Below are 16,128 nucleotides of genomic sequence, written 5' to 3'. Positions count from 1 at the left end.
GCCGGGGAGCCACGCGGCTACTCGCTACCCTCGGAGCATGGACTAGGCGAGGATGCGCGCGATCGCCGAGGAGCTCGGAGCCTATGCCGAGCGCCTTGAGGGAACCTGGAACGTAGAGATCGGACCTTCGGGTCCGCTACTGGCCATGATGCGCCCCTCGAAGCGGCACGAGGGCACGGTGCGACGCATCTGCCAGCAACTGGACCAGCAGCTCCTCGTCACCCACCCCGGCTACATCTGCGCAAGCGGCCCGGAGATCGAGCACCCCTCGATCGGCCGCATGCGCCGCCCGGACGCCCTCGTAATCCCCGAGGCCGTTCTCGACGAGGAGGGGCTCGCCGTCGACGCCACGCAGGTGCTGGCCGTCATCGAGATCGTCTCCCCGTCCGGCCCGGACAGTGACGACGCCCACGGCGAGAAGCTGACCGAGTACCCCGCCATGGGCATCGAGCACTACATGATCGTCGACCCCCGGACCGGCACGATCGAGGTCCACTCCGAGCCGTGCGCCGGCCGGTACGGCAACAAGGAGCCGTACATCTTCGGCGACGAAGTGCCGTTCGGCCCCTGGGCCGTGGAGACTGCCGCGTTCCGCCGCTACGGAAAGCAGGGCAACGTCGACGGCTGACGAGCCGCAAATGGGGGCGCCCGGAACCGAGTGGTTCCGGGCGCCCCCATCACGTACGGCCAAAAGCCGGGGACGAGACTACGCCGCGTGCACGACGTTCTTCTCCTCCGCGAAGTGACACGCCGACTCATGCGCAGCCGGGGTGTCCTGGCCCACGAAGCGCTGCGGGATCGCGAGCAGCGGGGTCTCCTCCGCGCACTTCGCCTCCGCCTTCCAGCAGCGGGTGCGGAAGCGGCAGCCCGAGGGCGGGTTCGCGGGGGACGGCACGTCACCGGTGAGGATGATGCGCTCGCGGCCCTCGCGCGCCTCCGGGTCCGGCACCGGGACAGCCGACAGGAGCGCCTGCGTGTACGGGTGCGTCGGGTGCTCGTAGATCTGCTCGTCCGAACCGATCTCCGCCATCTTGCCGAGGTACATCACACCCACGCGGTCCGAGATGTGCCGGACGATCGACAGGTCGTGCGCGATGAAGAGGTAGGAGAGGTTGAACTCGTCCTGCAGCTTCTCCATCAGGTTGATGACCTGGGCCTGGACGGAGACGTCCAGGGCCGAGACCGGCTCGTCGCAGATGATGATCTCGGGGTTCAGGGCCAGACCGCGCGCGATGCCGATGCGCTGGCGCTGACCGCCCGAGAACTGGTGCGGGTAGCGGTTGATGTACTCCGGGTTCAGGCCCACCACGTCCAGGAGGTCCTGGACCTTCTGGCGGCGTGAGCCCTTGGGAGCCACCTCGGGGTGGATCTCGAAGGGCTCCCCGATGATGTCGCCCACCGTCATACGGGGGTTGAGCGACGTGTACGGGTCCTGGAACACCATCTGGATGTTGCGGCGGACCGCCTTCAGGGCGCGCCCCGAAAGCTTGGTGATGTCCTGGCCCTTGTAGAAGACCTCGCCGGCCGTGGCGCGTTCGAGCGTCATGAGGAGCTTGGCGACCGTGGACTTGCCACAGCCGGACTCGCCCACGATGCCGAGCGTCTCGCCCTGGTACAGGTCGAACGAGATGCCGTCGACCGCCTTGACCGCGCCGACCTGCTTCTTGATCAGGATTCCCTGCGTGAGCGGGAAGTGCTTGACCAGGTTGCGGACCTGGAGGATCGGCTCGCCGCGCTCGACCGGTGCCTCGATGGCCGCCACGGCCTCCTCGGGGGTGGCCGCGTCGACCGTTTCCACCTCGGAGACGTTCGGCATCACGTCCTGCGGCTCGCCGGTCTTCGAAGCCTTCGTCGGCTCAGCCATGGATCGTCTCCTTCCAGAAGTGGCACGCGCTGCCGCGGCCCGGCAGCTCCGTGCCGTCCTGTTCCGTCACCGGCACCAGGGCCGGAATGTCCGTACGGCAGACGTCCTGCGCCTTGTGGCAGCGCGGGTTGAAGGGGCAACCGGACGGAATGTGGAGCAGGTTGGGGGGCAGGCCCTTGATCGCGAAAAGCTCCTGGCCCTTCTGGTCGAGCCGGGGAATCGAATCGAGCAGACCGCGCGTGTACGGGTGCGCGGGGCGCTTGTAGAGCTCGTGGACCGGGGCCGTCTCGACGATCCGGCCCGCGTACATCACCGCGATCTTGTCCGCGACGTCGGCGACCACACCGAGGTCGTGGGTGATCAGGATCAGGCCCATGTTGTACTCGCGCTGAAGGTCGGCAAGCAGGTCCATGACCTGCGCCTGGACCGTCACGTCGAGAGCCGTGGTGGGCTCGTCCGCGATAATCAGGTCCGGCTCCAGGGCGAGCGCCATCGCGATCATGATGCGCTGGCGCATACCGCCGGAGAACTGGTGCGGGTAGTCGTTCACCCGCTCCTTTGCGGCCGGGATCTTCACGCGCTCCATCAGCTCGATGGCCTTGGCCTTGGCCTGCTTGCGGCCCAGTCCGTCGTGCACCCGGAACATCTCGCCGAGCTGGTAGCCCACCGAGAGCACGGGGTTCAGCGACGACAGCGCGTCCTGGAAGATCATGGCGATCTTTCGACCGCGGATCTTCCTGCGCTCCTCGTTGGACATCTTGAGCATGTCCTGGCCGCGGAAGAGGATCTCGCCCTGCGGGATCCTCCCCGGCGGCATGTCGAGGATGCCCATGATCGCCTGGGCGGTCACGGACTTGCCGGAGCCCGACTCACCGAGAACCGCGAGCGTCTCGCCCGCGTCCACGCTGTAGTTGACGCCGTTGACTGCCTTGACCTCACCCTCTCGGGTGTGGAACTCGACGTGCAGGTCCTTGACGTCGAGCAGCCTGCCACTCTTTTCCTCACCCGAGCGGGGGGCGGGAACCGAGTCTTCCTTGATGTCGATGCTGGTCATTGACGCCTCCCTCAGCGCAGCTTCGGGTCGAGGGCTTCGCGTACGGCGTCGCCCATCATGATGAACGCAAGCACCGTGAGACTCAGCATTCCTGCCGGGAAGATCAGCGTGTGCGGGTTGTTGCGGATGTCGTTCAGGGCGTCGGAGATGTCTCCGCCCCAGGAAAGCGCGTCGCCGGCGAAGCCGAGGCCCAGGAAGGACAGCGTCGACTCGGCGACGATGTACGTGCCGAGCGCGATGGTCGCGACGACGATGACCGGCGCGATGGCGTTCGGCAGGATGTGCCGGAACAGGATCCGCTTGGTGCCCGCACCCAGCGCCTTCGCCGCCACGACGTAGTCCGCGTGCCGGGTGGTGATCACCGCGCCGCGCATCACGCGGGCGATCTGCGTCCAGCCGAGGAAGGCGAGGGCGCCGGTGATGACCCAGACGTTGCGCTCGGTGAAGGCGTTCAGGACGACCATCGCGCCGAGCAGGAACGGGACACCGAAGAACACGTCGGTGAGCCGCGAAAGGATGCTGTCCCAGATGCCGCCGAAGTAGCCGGCCAGCATGCCGACCAGGCCGCCGAACAGGGTGACCAGGATGGTCACACCGAAGCCGACCACGATCGAGTTGCGGGCGCCGTAGACCACGCGGGCGTAGACGCTGCGGCCCTGGCGGTCGTAGCCGAACCAGTCGGGCTGGAAGAAGTGGCCGAGACTCGGCTTCTCCAGGAAGTGATTGGTCAGGTCGCCGGACGCGGGATCCGCGCTGGTGAACATGGCGGGGAAGGCAGCGACCAGGAGCACCACGACGATCAGCAGTGCGGAGATGAGGAACAGCGGCCTGCGGCGCAGGTCCCGCCAGGCGTCGCCCCACAGGCTGCGCGGCTTGCCCGTCGTGCCCGCCGCGTCGACGGTCTTCGCGTCCGCTTCGACGATGGCCACGGCGTGCGCCTCGTCCGTGGCCGGGGACTTGGTGAGGTCAGGCATAACGGATCCTCGGGTCCAGAACGGCATAGAGCAGGTCGACGATCAGGCTCGCGAGGAGATACACGAGCACCAGGACCGTCACGATGCCGACGATGACGGCGCCCTCTCGGTTGCCCAGCGCGTCGAACAGCAGGTTGCCGACGCCGGTGACGTTGAAGATGCCCTCGGTGATGACGGCGCCGCCCATCAGGGTGCCGATGTCGGTGCCCAGGTAAGTGACCACCGGGATGAGGGAGTTGCGCAGCAGGTGCCGGCTGATGATCCGGCGGCGCGGCAGGCCCTTGGCGACCGCGGTGCGTATGTAGTCCGCCTGCCGGTTCTCCGCGATGGAGGTGCGGGTCAGGCGTGCCACATAGGCGAGACCGACAAGGCCGAGCACGAGTGCCGGCATCAGCAACTGCTGGAAGTCTGTCGAATCCTGGACCGTCGGTTTCACCCAGCCGAGCTCGTTGCCGAAGATCAGCTGGAGGAACAGGCCGAACACGAAGATCGGGACGGAGATCACGAGGAGCGTGAAGAGCGTCACGGTGTTGTCCACGATCCGGCTGCGCCGCACACCGGCCAGCACACCCAGGGCGATACCGACGACGAGCTCGAACGTCCACGCCATGGCGGCGAGTCTCATCGAGATCGGGAAAGCCTGCTTGATCTCGTCAAGAATGGGTCTGTTGCCGGCGATGGTCTTGCCGAAGTCGCCCTGCAGCAATCCGCCCATGTAATGCAGGTATTGCTGCCAGAGCGGCAGGTCGAGCCCGCGGTCGTGCCTGATCTGCGCAACCTGCGCCGGGTCCGGCGGCTTGTCTCCCCACAGCGCCCGTACGGGATCGCCGGGGAGCACGTTGACCATCAGGAAGATCAGCAGGGTTGTCCCGATGAAGACCGGGATCATCTGGAGCAGTCGCCTCGCGACGTAGCGCCCCATGGTGGTGCCTCCGTCCATTGCGGAGCCCGCCGGTAAGCGACGCCCGGGGTCACCGGGCGTCGCTTACCGGAACGGAACTCCCGCGACTACTACTTCTCGAAGACCTCGACCTCGGTGAGAACCGGGTCGCCCGCCTGGTCGAACTCCATGTGCTTCACGTTCTTGGAGTAAGCGGACAGCGTCTTGTTGTACCAGAGCGGAATGCCCGGGAAGCTGTTCTGCAGCTCCTTCTCGGCCTGCTGGTACAGCTTGGCGGACGCGTCAATGGTCTTCGCCGCGTCGGCCTTCTTGGTCAGCGCGTCGAACTTCTTGTCCGAGAAGCCGCCCTTGTTGCCGTCGACGCCGGTGCCGTAGAGGTCGGCGAGGAAGTTGCCGTTGAACGGGTAGTCGAGCACCCATCCGGAGCGGTAGATCGACTTGACCTTCTTCTGGTCACGGATCTCCGTGTCGGCCGCGAAGTCGGTCACTGCGTCTCCGACGCACTTGACGCCGGTCGACTTGGTGATGCTGTTGCAGACCGCGACGACCCAGTCCTTGTGCGGCTGGTCGGCGTTGTACTGGATGGAGATCTTGTTGCCCGGAACGCCGCCGCCCTCCTCGATGAGGGACTTGGCCTTCTTGGCGTCGAACTTGCAGTACTCGCCGCAGGCGTCCTTCTGGTAGCCCTTGACGCCCTTGGCGACCCAGCCGGTGGCGGACTCACGCGTGCCGTAGAACACCGTCTTGGCGATGGTGTCGCGGTCGATCGCCATCGACAGGCCCTGAAGGACCTTGACGTCGATGTCCTTCCACTGCTTGGTGTAGAAGGCCGGGTTGATCGTGTTGATCGCCGAGAAGTCCTGCTCGATGGCGCGGTCGCCGAAGTCCTGCTTGAAGTTGGCGATCTCGCTGTTCGGCACGAGCGGCATCGAGTCGACGTTGTCCGACTTCAGGTCGGCGTAGGCCGCCGTGTCCTTGGTGTAGGCCTTGAAGTCGATGCCGCCGTTCTTCGGCTTCTCGCCCTTGTAGCCGCCCCAGGCGCGGACCGAGATCAGCTTCTTGTGGTCCCACTTCTGGAACTTGTACGGGCCGTTGCCGACCGGCGCCTCGCCGTACTTCTTCGGGTCCTTGAGGGCCTCCGAAGGCAGCGGGTAGAAGGGCGCGTAGACGAGCTTGTACGCGTAGTACGGGATGCCGTTGTTCAGCGTGATGGTGAAGGTGTTGTCGTCGACGACCTTCAGGCCCTCCATCGCCTTCGACTTGGCCTTCCCCTTCTCGGGGTGGACCTTGTCGTAGCCGACGATGTCGCGGTACCAGCTGCTGTTCTGCTGACCGTTGGCCGGGTCGGCCGCCCAGTTCCAGGCGTCGACGTACGACTTGGCGGTGACGGCCTCACCGTTGTGGAACTTCCAGCCCGGCTTCAGCTTGACGGTCCACACCTTCGAGTCCTTGTCGGGGGTGACCGACTCGGCGTTCTCGTAGGTGATGTTGCCCTGCTTGTCGTAATGGACCAGGCCCGTGAAGAGCGAGTCGATGACGACGCTGCCGTACGCCTCCATGGTGTTGGAAGGCTGCAGGGCGTTCTGCGGCTCACCGTTGGCATAGCTGACGATCCCCTTGGGGTCGACCTTGCCACTGTTGCCGCTGTCGCTGTCGCCGCCGCCGCAGGCCGTTGCCGTCAGCGCCACGACACCCGCTATCGCGACCCACTTGGCGCTCTTGGCACCACGCATGGGGTTCCTCCTCATGAGTCCACTGGTTCACTACAAGAGGGGGTACAGGAATCCGCGCCGACACCCCTGACGGCGCGTTGATCGAAGTACCCCAGTGTGCTCGTGAGTCGGCGCTCCCCACAGCGCGTGACCCATTGACCCGAGCTATACGCGGTCAACTATTAGCCATGAGGTACCGCCCGACCACACTCTTTTGGTCTCGGTTCAATCACACCTGGTGCGTACAACTTCCAAAATCCGGACAAACCGATCCGATATAGATGGTTGCGAAACGGACGTGTTACACATCTAACGGTCAACGGCGTCCGCATTCCGGACAGATGGCCCAGGAAAACCAGTTGCGGCGAGCCGGGCGGGAGACGACTGACGGCCGACTCGTGGCCCCTTCGGAGGCGGTTTCGCGGACGCGCGTAGATGCGCGGAGAGTCGCGACCACCCAGGGGCGGGGGAGAACCGTCACCCCCGAAGTCTGGGCCAGCGTAGTGCCGCTGAGGGCCGCGCAAGGGGGTAACCCCCGCAGACGCGCGAGAGGCCGGCCCCCGCCCCTCCCTGAAGAGGGGCGGAAACCGGCCTCAGATGCCGAATTCGCCGAGTGTCAGCGCGACTTAGCCGTGCTTGGCACGCGAGGCGCTGCGGCCACGCTGCTTGGCGTCCAGGACGACCTTGCGGATACGCACGGTCTCCGGGGTCACCTCGATGCACTCGTCGTCGCGGCAGAACTCGAGGGACTGCTCGAGCGAGAGCTTGCGGGCGGGCACGACGTTCTCGGTCGTGTCCGCGGAAGCCGCACGCATGTTGGTGAGCTTCTTCTCCTTGGTGATGTTCACGTCCATGTCGTCGGCGCGCGAGTTCTCGCCGACGATCATGCCCTCGTACACCTCGGTGCCGGCCTCGGTGAAGATGACACCGCGCTCCTGGAGGTTGACCATCGCGAACGGCGTGACCGAACCCGAGCGGTCCGCGACGAGCGAGCCGTTGTGACGGGTGCGCAGGTCGCCGAACCACGGCTCGTGCCCCTCGAAGATCGAGTGCGCGATGCCGGTGCCGCGGGTCTGCGTCAGGAACTCCGTACGGAAGCCGATGAGGCCACGCGACGGGACGATCCACTCCATGCGGATCCAGCCGGAGCCGTGGTTGGTCATCGTCTCCATGCGGCCCTTGCGGGTCGCCATGAGCTGCGTGATGGCGCCGAGGTGCTCCTCGGGCGAGTCGATCGTCATGCGCTCGATCGGCTCGTACGTCTTGCCGTCGATCTGCTTGGTGACGACCTCGGGCTTGCCGACGGTCAGCTCGAAGCCCTCGCGGCGCATCTGCTCGACCAGGATGGCGAGCGCGAGCTCACCACGGCCCTGGACCTCCCAGGCGTCGGGACGCTCGGTGTCCAGGACACGGAGCGAGACGTTACCGATGAGCTCCTTGTCCAGACGGTCCTTCACCTGGCGGGCGGTGACCTTGTGGCCCTTGCCGCCCTTGCCGACGAGCGGCGAGGTGTTGGTGCCGATGGTCATGGAGATCGCCGGCTCGTCGACCGTGATCAGCGGCAGCGCGATCGGGTTCTCGGGGTCGGCCAGGGTCTCGCCGATCATGATCTCCGGGATACCGGCGATGGCGCAGATGTCACCGGGGCCCGCCTTCTCGGCGGGCTTGCGGGTGAGCGCCTCCGTCATCATCAGCTCGGTGATGCGGACGTTGGACTGCGAGCCGTCACGCTTGATCCAGGTGACGGTCTGGCCCTTGCGCAGCTCGCCCTGCTCGACACGGCACAGCGCGATACGGCCGAGGAAGTTGTCGGCGTCCAGGTTCGTGACGTGAGCCTGGAGCGGGGCCTCCTCGTCGTACTCCGGAGCCGGGACGGTCTCCAGGATCGTGGAGAAGAACGGCTCCAGGTTCTCGCTGTCGGCCGGGACGGTGCCGTCCTCCGGCTTGGTCAGCGAGGCGACGCCGTCACGGGCGCAGGCGTAGACGATCGGGAACTCGATCTGCTCCTCGTCCGCGTCCAGGTCCAGGAAGAGGTCATACGTTTCGTCGACGACCTCGGCGATGCGCGAGTCGGGACGGTCCGTCTTGTTGATGCACAGGATGACCGGCATCTTGGCCTGGAGGGCCTTGCGGAGCACGAAGCGGGTCTGGGGCAGCGGGCCCTCAGAGGCGTCCACGAGCAGGACGACCGCGTCCACCATCGACAGGCCGCGCTCGACCTCACCACCGAAGTCGGCGTGGCCGGGGGTGTCGATGATGTTGATGGTGATGACGTCGCCGCCATCCTTGGGGTGGTACTTGACGGCCGTGTTCTTGGCCAGGATCGTGATGCCCTTCTCACGCTCCAGGTCGTTCGAGTCCATCATGCGGTCGTCGAGGGACTCTGCCGCGTGCGCGGCGAAGGAGCCGGCCTGCTTGAGCATGGCGTCGACCAGCGTGGTCTTGCCGTGGTCGACGTGGGCGACGATGGCAACATTACGAATGTCATGGCGCGTGGGCATACGAGCTGCGCTTCTCCCGGGAAGAGTGGATTGGCGGCGCGTACGGTCCGGTACGCGTGCCCTGCCGGGCAGAACACGCCACGGCCTCACCCCAGTCTACGTCCCTCACGGGGAGGCAGCCTCCGCGGGGCCCTCGCGGGGGGTTTGACCTGGGGGTTTACCGCTCATTCGGCGCCGGTGGACCGTCCCTGCGGACGTGGGGTGTCTCCTGGCTGCCGGCGGCCTCGCCGGAGGGGATGTACCCGGAGGGAAGTACAGGGAGGAACAAGACTCAGGTCAATGGTGGGAACGACCTTGCCCGCCGGCGTGGCCGACGGGCAAGAGAGTTGAGGGGAATCTGAGCCTGACCTGCGGCGGAGCTACTTCGCCGCGGGCTTGGCGCCGGCCTTCAGGAACCCCATGTCCTCGTAGTTCGGTGCCTGGAATCCAAAAGCGCCCGCGTTCGCGAGGTTCGTGCGCGCCGCCATCAGCTGCGGTCGCTGATAGAGAGGAATCGATCCTGCTTCGGCCCAGATGCGGGCGTCCGCCTTCTTGACCAGGGCGCGGTTCTCGTCCTCGTCGAGCTCCCCCAGCGCCTGATCGAACAGTTGATCGATGTGATCCGTGCCGACCCGCGTGTAGTTCTGCTCGACGTTCAGCGAACCGTCCGCGGCCGGCACCGGCTTGGCGAAGATCGGGCGCGCGTCCGTGGCGGGGAAGGCCGTCGCGGGCCAGGAGTAGAGGGCGAGGTCGTACTGACCGGAAGCGATGTGGTCCTTGAAGTAGCTCTCGTCGGCGACCTTCGCCGTCTCCGTACGGACCCCGATCTTCTCCAGCATCCGCGAGATCCGGTCGGCCACCGTCCGCAGCGACTCCGAGCCGTCACCGGACGGCAGGACGAAGCGGAGGGCGAGGGGCTCGCCGTCCTTCGCCATCGGGCCGCCCGCCGCCGCGGTGGCCGCGGGCGCCGCGGTGCCCTTGGGGGCGTACGCGCCGGGCGCCCCGCCCTTCGCGGCCTGCCGGTCGGCACGCTTCTCGGCGCGCTTCTCTGCACGCTTCTCGGCGTGCTGCTTGGTGCGCCCGCCCGGGTCCTTCTTCTTCTCCTTGTCCGCCTCGCGCGCAGCCGTCAGGGACGCCGCCTGACGGGTCAGCGCCGCCTGCTGGTAGGCCGCCGCCGGAGCGGGGGCGAGCACCGAGGTGCCGCCGTCGCCCGGCTTCTCGTCGTCCTCGCCGACGACGTACGTGCCGTCGTCACCCGAGTCCTCCGCCGAGTCGGAGCCCGAGTCCGAGTTGGAGCCCGAGTCCGAGTTGGAGCCCGAGCCGGATTCGGCCTTCGACTTCTTGGCGCCCGCCTCACCCCCGGCCGTCTTCCCCTTCGGCTCCTTCAGCGGACCGCCCGGCGTCCACCCCGCGTCGGCCAGCAGCGCCCGTGCCTCGGCGGTGTCCTGGTCGCCGAGGGCCCCGCTGTTGTCCGCGTACGCCTGCTGCCCGGCGAGGGCCAGGTGGCTGCCGACCGGCTCGGCGGGCAGGCCGAGCGGCGTAAGGACCGCCTTGGCGAGCTCCTCGCGGTCGAGGGCCCTGGCCACCGCACGCCGCACCCGGTCGTCGGCCAGCGGGCCGTCGGTGCCGTTGAGGGCGAGCTGGGTGTAGGCCGGTTCGAGGGACTTGCGGACGGTGTAGCCCCGCAGGCCCGACTGTTCGGTGGCGTACTTCTTGATCGCCTTGTCGGTCCGCCGGCGGGCCTGCTGCTCGGTGTGGGCCGCCTCCTCGTCGGAGCCGTGGGCGACCGCCCAGGAGCGCAACGCCTTGGCAGGGGTCAGCCGCGCCTCGGGGCCGTGCGCGAGCGGACCCTGGGTGCCCTTGTCGCGGGCGGCGTTCGCGATGCGCCGGGCCTCGGGGCCGTCGATCTCGGCGAGGTCGACCTGGCCCTCGGCGAGCGCGGCGGCACGCTTCTCGCGCGGCACCTCGCGCAGGACCAGCTTGGAGAGTTTCGCCGGCCTGCCCCACCAGCGCGGATTGCGCACCAGCGTGACCTCGTCCGCCTTGCTGTCGAAGTCCTGCACGGCGAACGGACCCGCGCTCACCTTGAGCCCCCGCCGCGCACCGTCGTTGAAGGTGTCGGGAGTGCCCATGACCTCCTTCGGGTACAGCGGCGAGAACAGCGAACGCCAGTCCGCGTACGGCTTGTTGAAGGTGACGCGCACCTCCAGGTTGTCCGCGCCGCGCTCGATCTTCTCGACGCGGTCGTAGCCCGCGTTGCGCGCCGTCCAGTACGCGCTGTCCTTCCCGGACAGGGCGCGCTGCTGCGCCGCGAAGTCATCGGCCCCGATCTCCCGGCCGTCGCTCCACACCGCCTGCTGGTTGAGTTTGTACAGCACGACCTGCTTGGGCTCGCGCTCGACGACCTCCGCGGACTCCAGGAAGTCGGTGTTCCGCTGCGCCCTGCCCTGCGCGTCGAGGCGGAACATCGACGGCAGGACGGCTCCCGCGATCCGTGACGTGCCCGCGTCCGCGTCCGACTGGAAGGTGTTGAGGGTCTCCGGCATCGAGTCGACGGCCCAGTTCATGGTCCCGCCGTCGGCGACACGGTCCCGGGCCGCGGGCGCGATGTCCTGGTCGGCGGTCGGGGCGCCCGCCTCGTCCTGGGAGCTGCAGGCGGCGAGGGCGGGCAGGGCTAGCACGCCCGTGGCGAGGAACACGGCAGATCTCAGTCTGGCGCGGTCTGGGGACATGACGGGTACCTCCGGGGCTCGCCCGGCCGCCCGCTACCAGGACCGGGCCGGGTTTGATCACGTTTGGCGGTATATGGAGCTGATCACATCTATCGACCCACTGAAGGGGACGGGACCCGGCGCCCGGGAGCGACACGGCGCAGGGGCACCAGATCCCACTCGTGCGGCCCAACCGCGCGTGACCGAGCGTAACGAGGGCCTCGGCCCGCGCCCCGACGCACGGCCGGGGCGGCGGCGTACACCCCGGCGCATTTCAGCGCGTACGAGCCGGGAATCCCTGCACATCCCTTCACAAGCCGGGATGTGACGCGCGACACTCGCAGGCGCATGAACGTTGCCGCCGCACCCCTGAAGTGAGGGCAAGTCATGGCTCTGCACGATGATCTGACGGCTGTTCAGCGATGCGTCGACGATCTGGTCCGCACCGTCGGCAAGCTGGAGCAGCAGGTCGGCGTGGGTCCCCAGGGTGGTCTCGCCGGGATCGACGTGCGCCGCGTCCGCATGGACGCCGACCATCTGCGCGAGAGCTTCGCGCTCCTGCGCGCGGCCGCCCCGGTCTCCGCCGCCCCGCCGAAGCGGCCGGACCTGGTCACCATCCCCGACGCCCCGTACGACAGCTCTCTGTGGACGGACTCGGACGACGAGGGCCTGGGCGCGAGCGACCGGCATGCCCCTTGAGGCGCCGCGTCCGCCCTGAGCGCCGCCGACCTGAGGACCGCCGATCTGAGGACAAAGGAGTGGAGCCTCGTTGGCCACTGGCACGGAACCCCATCTGAAAAGCGGTCAGGATCCCGGCGGCGTGCGGGCGGCGACGCGCGCCGCGATCAGCGCTGCCCATCTGCGGACCGACCGCTGGTGGCTTGCGCCCGCCGCGACCGCCGCCGGCCTCTTCGCCTTCATCGTCTACTCGACGTGGCGGGCCTTCGCGAACGCTGACTACTACGCGGCGCCCTACGTCTCACCGTTCTACTCGCCGTGCCTGGCCGAGAACTGCGAGCCGATGCGGTCGGGGCCCAACTGGGAGATCTTCGGCAGCTGGTGGGGCCTGTCCCCCGCCCTCCTCACCCTGATCTTCCCGCTCGGCTTCCGCCTGACCTGCTACTACTACCGCAAGGCCTACTACCGCGGCTTCTGGGCCTCACCGCCCGCCTGCGCGGTCGCCGAGCCGCACAAGAAGTACTCCGGAGAGACCCGCTTCCCGCTGATCCTGCAGAACATCCACCGCTACTTCTTCTACGCGGCGGTCCCCGTGGCGGGAATCCTCACGTACGACACCGTGCTCTCCTTCCGAGATGAGCACTACGAGTGGGGCCACATGGGTCTCGGCACACTCGTCTTCCTGGTCAACATCGTGCTGATCTGGGCGTACACCCTCTCCTGCCACTCCTGCCGGCACATCGTCGGCGGCAAGCTCAAGCACTTCTCCAAGCACCCCGTGCGCTACCGCATGTGGCAGTGGGTCGGAAAGCTGAACGCCCGCCACATGCTGCTCGCCTGGGCCTCCCTGGTGAGCGTGGCGCTCGCCGACTTCTACGTGTATCTGGTCGCGTCCGGCGTCTTCGACGATCCGAGGTTGTTCTGATGTCTCAAGTGGAGCGGCAGCAGTGGGACGTTGTCGTGGTAGGAGCCGGAGGAGCGGGCCTGCGGGCCGCGATCGAGGCACGTGAGCAGGGCGCCCGTACCGCCGTGATCTGCAAGTCCCTGTTCGGCAAGGCCCACACGGTGATGGCCGAGGGCGGCATCGCCGCCTCCATGGGCAACGTGAACTCCGGCGACAACTGGCAGGTCCACTTCCGCGACACCCTGCGCGGCGGCAAGTTCCTCAACCAGTGGCGGATGGCCGAGCTGCACGCGCGCGAAGCTCCCGACCGAGTCTGGGAGTTGGAGACGTGGGGCGCCCTGTTCGACCGCACGACGGACGGGCGGATCTCCCAGCGCAACTTCGGGGGGCACGAGTACCCTCGCCTCGCGCACGTGGGCGACCGGACCGGCCTCGAACTGATCCGTACGCTCCAGCAGAAGATCGTCTCCCTCCAGCAGGAGGACGAGCGCGAATTCGGCGACCACGAAGCACGGCTGAAGGTCTTCCAGGAGTGCACGGTCACCCGCGTACTGAAGGAGGGCGAGCGGGTCAGCGGCACGTTCTGTTACGACCGCGAGACCGGCCGCTTCTTCGTCCTCGAGGCCCCGAGCGTGGTCCTGGCCACCGGGGGCATCGGCAAGTCCTTCAAGGTGACGTCCAACTCGTGGGAGTACACGGGCGACGGCCACGCGCTCGCGCTGCTCGCCGGGGCCCCGCTCCTCAACATGGAATTCGTTCAGTTCCACCCGACGGGGATGGTCTGGCCACCCTCGGTGAAGGGCATCCTGGTCACCGAGTCGGTGCGCGGCGACGGCGGGGTACTGCGCAACTCCGAGGGCAAGCGGTTCATGTTCGACTACGTACCGGACGTCTTCAAGGAGAAGTACGCCCAGTCGGAGGACGAGGGCGACCGCTGGTACGAGGACCCCGACCACAACCGCCGCCCTCCTGAGCTGCTGCCCCGCGACGAGGTGGCGCGCGCCATCAACTCCGAGGTGAAGGCGGGACGCGGCTCACCGCACGGCGGGGTCTACCTCGACGTGTCGACGCGCATGCCCGCCGAGGTCATCCGGCGCCGACTGCCCTCCATGTACCACCAGTTCAAGGAGCTCGCGGACGTCGACATCACCGCCGAGGCGATGGAGGTCGGGCCGACCTGCCACTACGTGATGGGCGGTATCGCGGTCGAGTCGGACACGGCCGCGGCCAAGCGCGTACCGGGCCTGTTCGCGGCCGGAGAGGTCGCCGGCGGCATGCACGGCTCCAACCGGCTCGGCGGCAACTCCCTCTCCGACCTGCTCGTCTTCGGGCGGCGCGCGGGGCTGCACGCGGCGCGGTACGCCTCCGGACTCACCGGCGTGGACACCAGGCCGGTGATCGACGACGTCCAGGTGGACACGGCAGCCGCCGAGGCACTGCGGCCGTTCAGCGCGGAGGGCCCCGAGGACGGGGCCACACCGGAGAACCCCTACACCCTCCACCAGGAACTCCAGCAGACGATGAACGACCTGGTCGGCATCATCCGCCGCGAGGCCGAGATGGAACAGGCCCTGGAGAAGCTGGCGGAACTGCGGGTGCGGGCACGGCGGGCCGGTGTCGAGGGCCACCGCCAGTTCAACCCCGGCTGGCACCTCGCACTCGACCTGCGCAACATGCTGCTGGTCAGCGAATGCGTGGCGCGGGCCGCCCTGGAGCGCACGGAAAGCCGCGGCGGACACACGCGGGAGGACCACCCGGGCATGAACCGCGCATGGCGCCGCGTGAATCTGCTCTGCCAACTCACCGACCCTTCCGGCGGGTTGGCGGCGACGGACCCCGTGCGCGGCCAGATCGACCTGGTGCGGGTCACCACCGAGCCCATCCGAGACGACCTGCTTGCACTCTTCGAGAAGGAAGAGCTGGTCAAGTACCTGGCCGAAGAGGAGCTTTTCGAGTGAGTACCGCTACACCGCGTCCTTCGAGCACGCCGGATCCTTCGAGTACGTCGTACGACGCCCGGTTCCGGATCTGGCGCGGGAACGTCGAGGGCGGTGATCTGCAGGACTTCAAGGTCGAGGTCAACGAAGGCGAGGTCGTCCTCGACATCATCCACCGCCTGCAGGCGACCCAGACCCCCGACCTCGCGGTGCGCTGGAACTGCAAGGCGGGCAAGTGCGGTTCGTGCTCGGCGGAGATCAACGGCCGCCCGCGGCTGCTGTGCATGACGCGGATGTCGGTGTTCAGCCGCGAGGACGTCATCACGGTGACTCCGTTGCGGGCCTTTCCCGTGGTGCGGGACCTGGTGACGGACGTCGGCTTCAACTACAAGAAGGCGCGGGAGGTGCCGGCCTTCGTGCCGCCGAAGGGTCTCGGTCCGGGCGAGTACCGCATGCAGCAGGCGGACGTGGACCGTTCCCAGGAGTTCCGCAAGTGCATCGAGTGCTTCCTGTGCCAGGACACGTGTCATGTGGTGCGCGACCACGAGGAGAACAAGGCGGCGTTCGCCGGGCCGCGCTTCTTGATGCGGGTCGCGGAGCTGGACATGCACCCGCTGGACGCGGCGGCGGAGAACGGCATCGACCGCAAGCGGGCCGCCCAGGAGGACCACGGGCTCGGTTACTGCAACATCACGAAGTGTTGTACGGAGGTCTGCCCGGAAGGCATCAAGATCACGGACAACGCGCTGATTCCCCTGAAGGAACGGGCGGTCGACCGGAAGTACGATCCGCTGGTCTGGCTCGGGAACAAGATCCGGCGGCGCGGGGAGTAGGGGCGGTCTGGGGGTGATCCCCTAGACCGAAGACTCGGGATTTCCCCCATGGTCATGGGCGCGGGGCTGGATCAGCATGG

The 16,128-nt window shown here is 67.7% G+C and carries 12 protein-coding genes; 5 read left to right on the top strand and 7 right to left on the bottom strand.

Annotation, left to right across the window (positions count from 1 at the left end; genetic code table 11):
* Nucleotides 1–52 precede the first annotated feature (52 nt).
* Nucleotides 53–628 (top strand): Uma2 family endonuclease, encoded by a 576-nt coding sequence (locus AB0I94_RS04960; RefSeq protein WP_363307999.1) that lies wholly within the window; start codon nt 53–55, stop codon nt 626–628.
* Nucleotides 629–706: 78 nt separating this feature from the next.
* On the opposite strand, the gene AB0I94_RS04955 is transcribed toward AB0I94_RS04960, so the two are convergent.
* The 7 genes from AB0I94_RS04955 to AB0I94_RS04925 all read right to left on the bottom strand — a co-directional run bounded on the left by AB0I94_RS04955 (nt 707) and on the right by AB0I94_RS04925 (nt 11,717).
* Entirely contained in the window at nt 707–1,864 is a 1,158-nt protein-coding gene (locus AB0I94_RS04955) for a dipeptide ABC transporter ATP-binding protein (RefSeq protein WP_363307998.1), read from the bottom strand.
* Nucleotides 1,857–2,918, bottom strand: coding sequence for an ABC transporter ATP-binding protein (locus AB0I94_RS04950; RefSeq protein ID WP_363307997.1), 1,062 nt, complete (start codon nt 2,916–2,918; stop codon nt 1,857–1,859). The genes AB0I94_RS04955 and AB0I94_RS04950 overlap by 8 nt, the downstream gene beginning before the upstream one ends.
* Before the next feature lie 11 nt (nt 2,919–2,929).
* Nucleotides 2,930–3,892 carry an ABC transporter permease gene (locus AB0I94_RS04945; protein ID WP_363307996.1) on the bottom strand — a complete coding sequence of 321 codons (963 nt, stop codon included), beginning with the start codon at nt 3,890–3,892 and terminating at the stop codon, nt 2,930–2,932.
* The gene (locus tag AB0I94_RS04940; RefSeq protein ID WP_363307995.1) at nt 3,885–4,814 is read right to left on the bottom strand and encodes an ABC transporter permease; all 930 of its coding nucleotides are present in this window, start codon (nt 4,812–4,814) and stop codon (nt 3,885–3,887) included. The genes AB0I94_RS04945 and AB0I94_RS04940 overlap by 8 nt, the downstream gene beginning before the upstream one ends.
* Before the next feature lie 89 nt (nt 4,815–4,903).
* Nucleotides 4,904–6,526, bottom strand: a complete 1,623-nt coding sequence (locus AB0I94_RS04935) for an ABC transporter substrate-binding protein (RefSeq protein WP_363307994.1) — start codon at nt 6,524–6,526, stop codon at nt 4,904–4,906.
* A 605-nt stretch (nt 6,527–7,131) separates the two neighbouring features.
* Nucleotides 7,132–9,006: a translational GTPase TypA gene (typA, locus tag AB0I94_RS04930; RefSeq protein ID WP_363307993.1), complete on the bottom strand. Its 1,875-nt coding sequence runs from the start codon at nt 9,004–9,006 to the stop codon at nt 7,132–7,134.
* A gap of 359 nt (nt 9,007–9,365) precedes the next feature.
* Entirely contained in the window at nt 9,366–11,717 is a 2,352-nt protein-coding gene (locus tag AB0I94_RS04925) for an ABC transporter family substrate-binding protein (protein WP_363307992.1), read from the bottom strand.
* 366 nt (nt 11,718–12,083) lie between these two features.
* Between AB0I94_RS04925 and AB0I94_RS04920 the strand changes: the two genes are divergently transcribed.
* From AB0I94_RS04920 to AB0I94_RS04905, 4 genes are all read left to right on the top strand, one after another.
* On the top strand, nt 12,084–12,395 hold the full coding sequence (locus AB0I94_RS04920) for a hypothetical protein (RefSeq protein ID WP_363307991.1): 312 nt from the start codon (nt 12,084–12,086) through the stop codon (nt 12,393–12,395).
* A gap of 70 nt (nt 12,396–12,465) precedes the next feature.
* Nucleotides 12,466–13,299: a hypothetical protein gene (locus AB0I94_RS04915; protein ID WP_363307990.1), complete on the top strand. Its 834-nt coding sequence runs from the start codon at nt 12,466–12,468 to the stop codon at nt 13,297–13,299.
* On the top strand, nt 13,299–15,236 hold the full coding sequence (locus AB0I94_RS04910; protein ID WP_363307989.1) for a fumarate reductase/succinate dehydrogenase flavoprotein subunit: 1,938 nt from the start codon (nt 13,299–13,301) through the stop codon (nt 15,234–15,236). The genes AB0I94_RS04915 and AB0I94_RS04910 overlap by 1 nt, the downstream gene beginning before the upstream one ends.
* Complete coding sequence (locus AB0I94_RS04905; protein ID WP_363307988.1) at nt 15,233–16,048, top strand: succinate dehydrogenase/fumarate reductase iron-sulfur subunit; 816 nt, start codon at nt 15,233–15,235, stop codon at nt 16,046–16,048. Before AB0I94_RS04910 ends, AB0I94_RS04905 begins: the two co-directional genes overlap by 4 nt.
* The last annotated feature ends 80 nt before the right edge of the window (nt 16,049–16,128 follow it).

This window comes from Streptomyces sp. NPDC050147 (assembly GCF_040660195.1).
Taxonomy (GTDB): domain Bacteria; phylum Actinomycetota; class Actinomycetes; order Streptomycetales; family Streptomycetaceae; genus Streptomyces.
The sequence above is the reverse complement of the archived record's forward strand: the minus strand, read 5'-3'. Positions and strand labels throughout refer to the sequence as shown.

Bases quoted from the DNA above. Each gene is read 5' to 3' on its own strand.
- AB0I94_RS04950 (WP_363307997.1), bottom strand. From the start codon at position 2,918: ATGACCAGCATCGACATCAAGGAAGACTCGGTTCCCGCCCCCCGCTCG.
- AB0I94_RS04925 (WP_363307992.1), bottom strand. From the start codon at position 11,717: ATGTCCCCAGACCGCGCCAGACTGAGATCTGCCGTGTTCCTCGCCACG.
- AB0I94_RS04910 (WP_363307989.1), top strand. From the start codon at position 13,299: ATGTCTCAAGTGGAGCGGCAGCAGTGGGACGTTGTCGTGGTAGGAGCC.
- AB0I94_RS04940 (WP_363307995.1), bottom strand. From the start codon at position 4,814: ATGGGGCGCTACGTCGCGAGGCGACTGCTCCAGATGATCCCGGTCTTC.
- AB0I94_RS04960 (WP_363307999.1), top strand. From the start codon at position 53: ATGCGCGCGATCGCCGAGGAGCTCGGAGCCTATGCCGAGCGCCTTGAG.
- typA (WP_363307993.1), bottom strand. From the start codon at position 9,006: ATGCCCACGCGCCATGACATTCGTAATGTTGCCATCGTCGCCCACGTC.
- AB0I94_RS04955 (WP_363307998.1), bottom strand. From the start codon at position 1,864: ATGGCTGAGCCGACGAAGGCTTCGAAGACCGGCGAGCCGCAGGACGTG.
- AB0I94_RS04920 (WP_363307991.1), top strand. From the start codon at position 12,084: ATGGCTCTGCACGATGATCTGACGGCTGTTCAGCGATGCGTCGACGAT.
- AB0I94_RS04935 (WP_363307994.1), bottom strand. From the start codon at position 6,526: ATGCGTGGTGCCAAGAGCGCCAAGTGGGTCGCGATAGCGGGTGTCGTG.
- AB0I94_RS04945 (WP_363307996.1), bottom strand. From the start codon at position 3,892: ATGCCTGACCTCACCAAGTCCCCGGCCACGGACGAGGCGCACGCCGTG.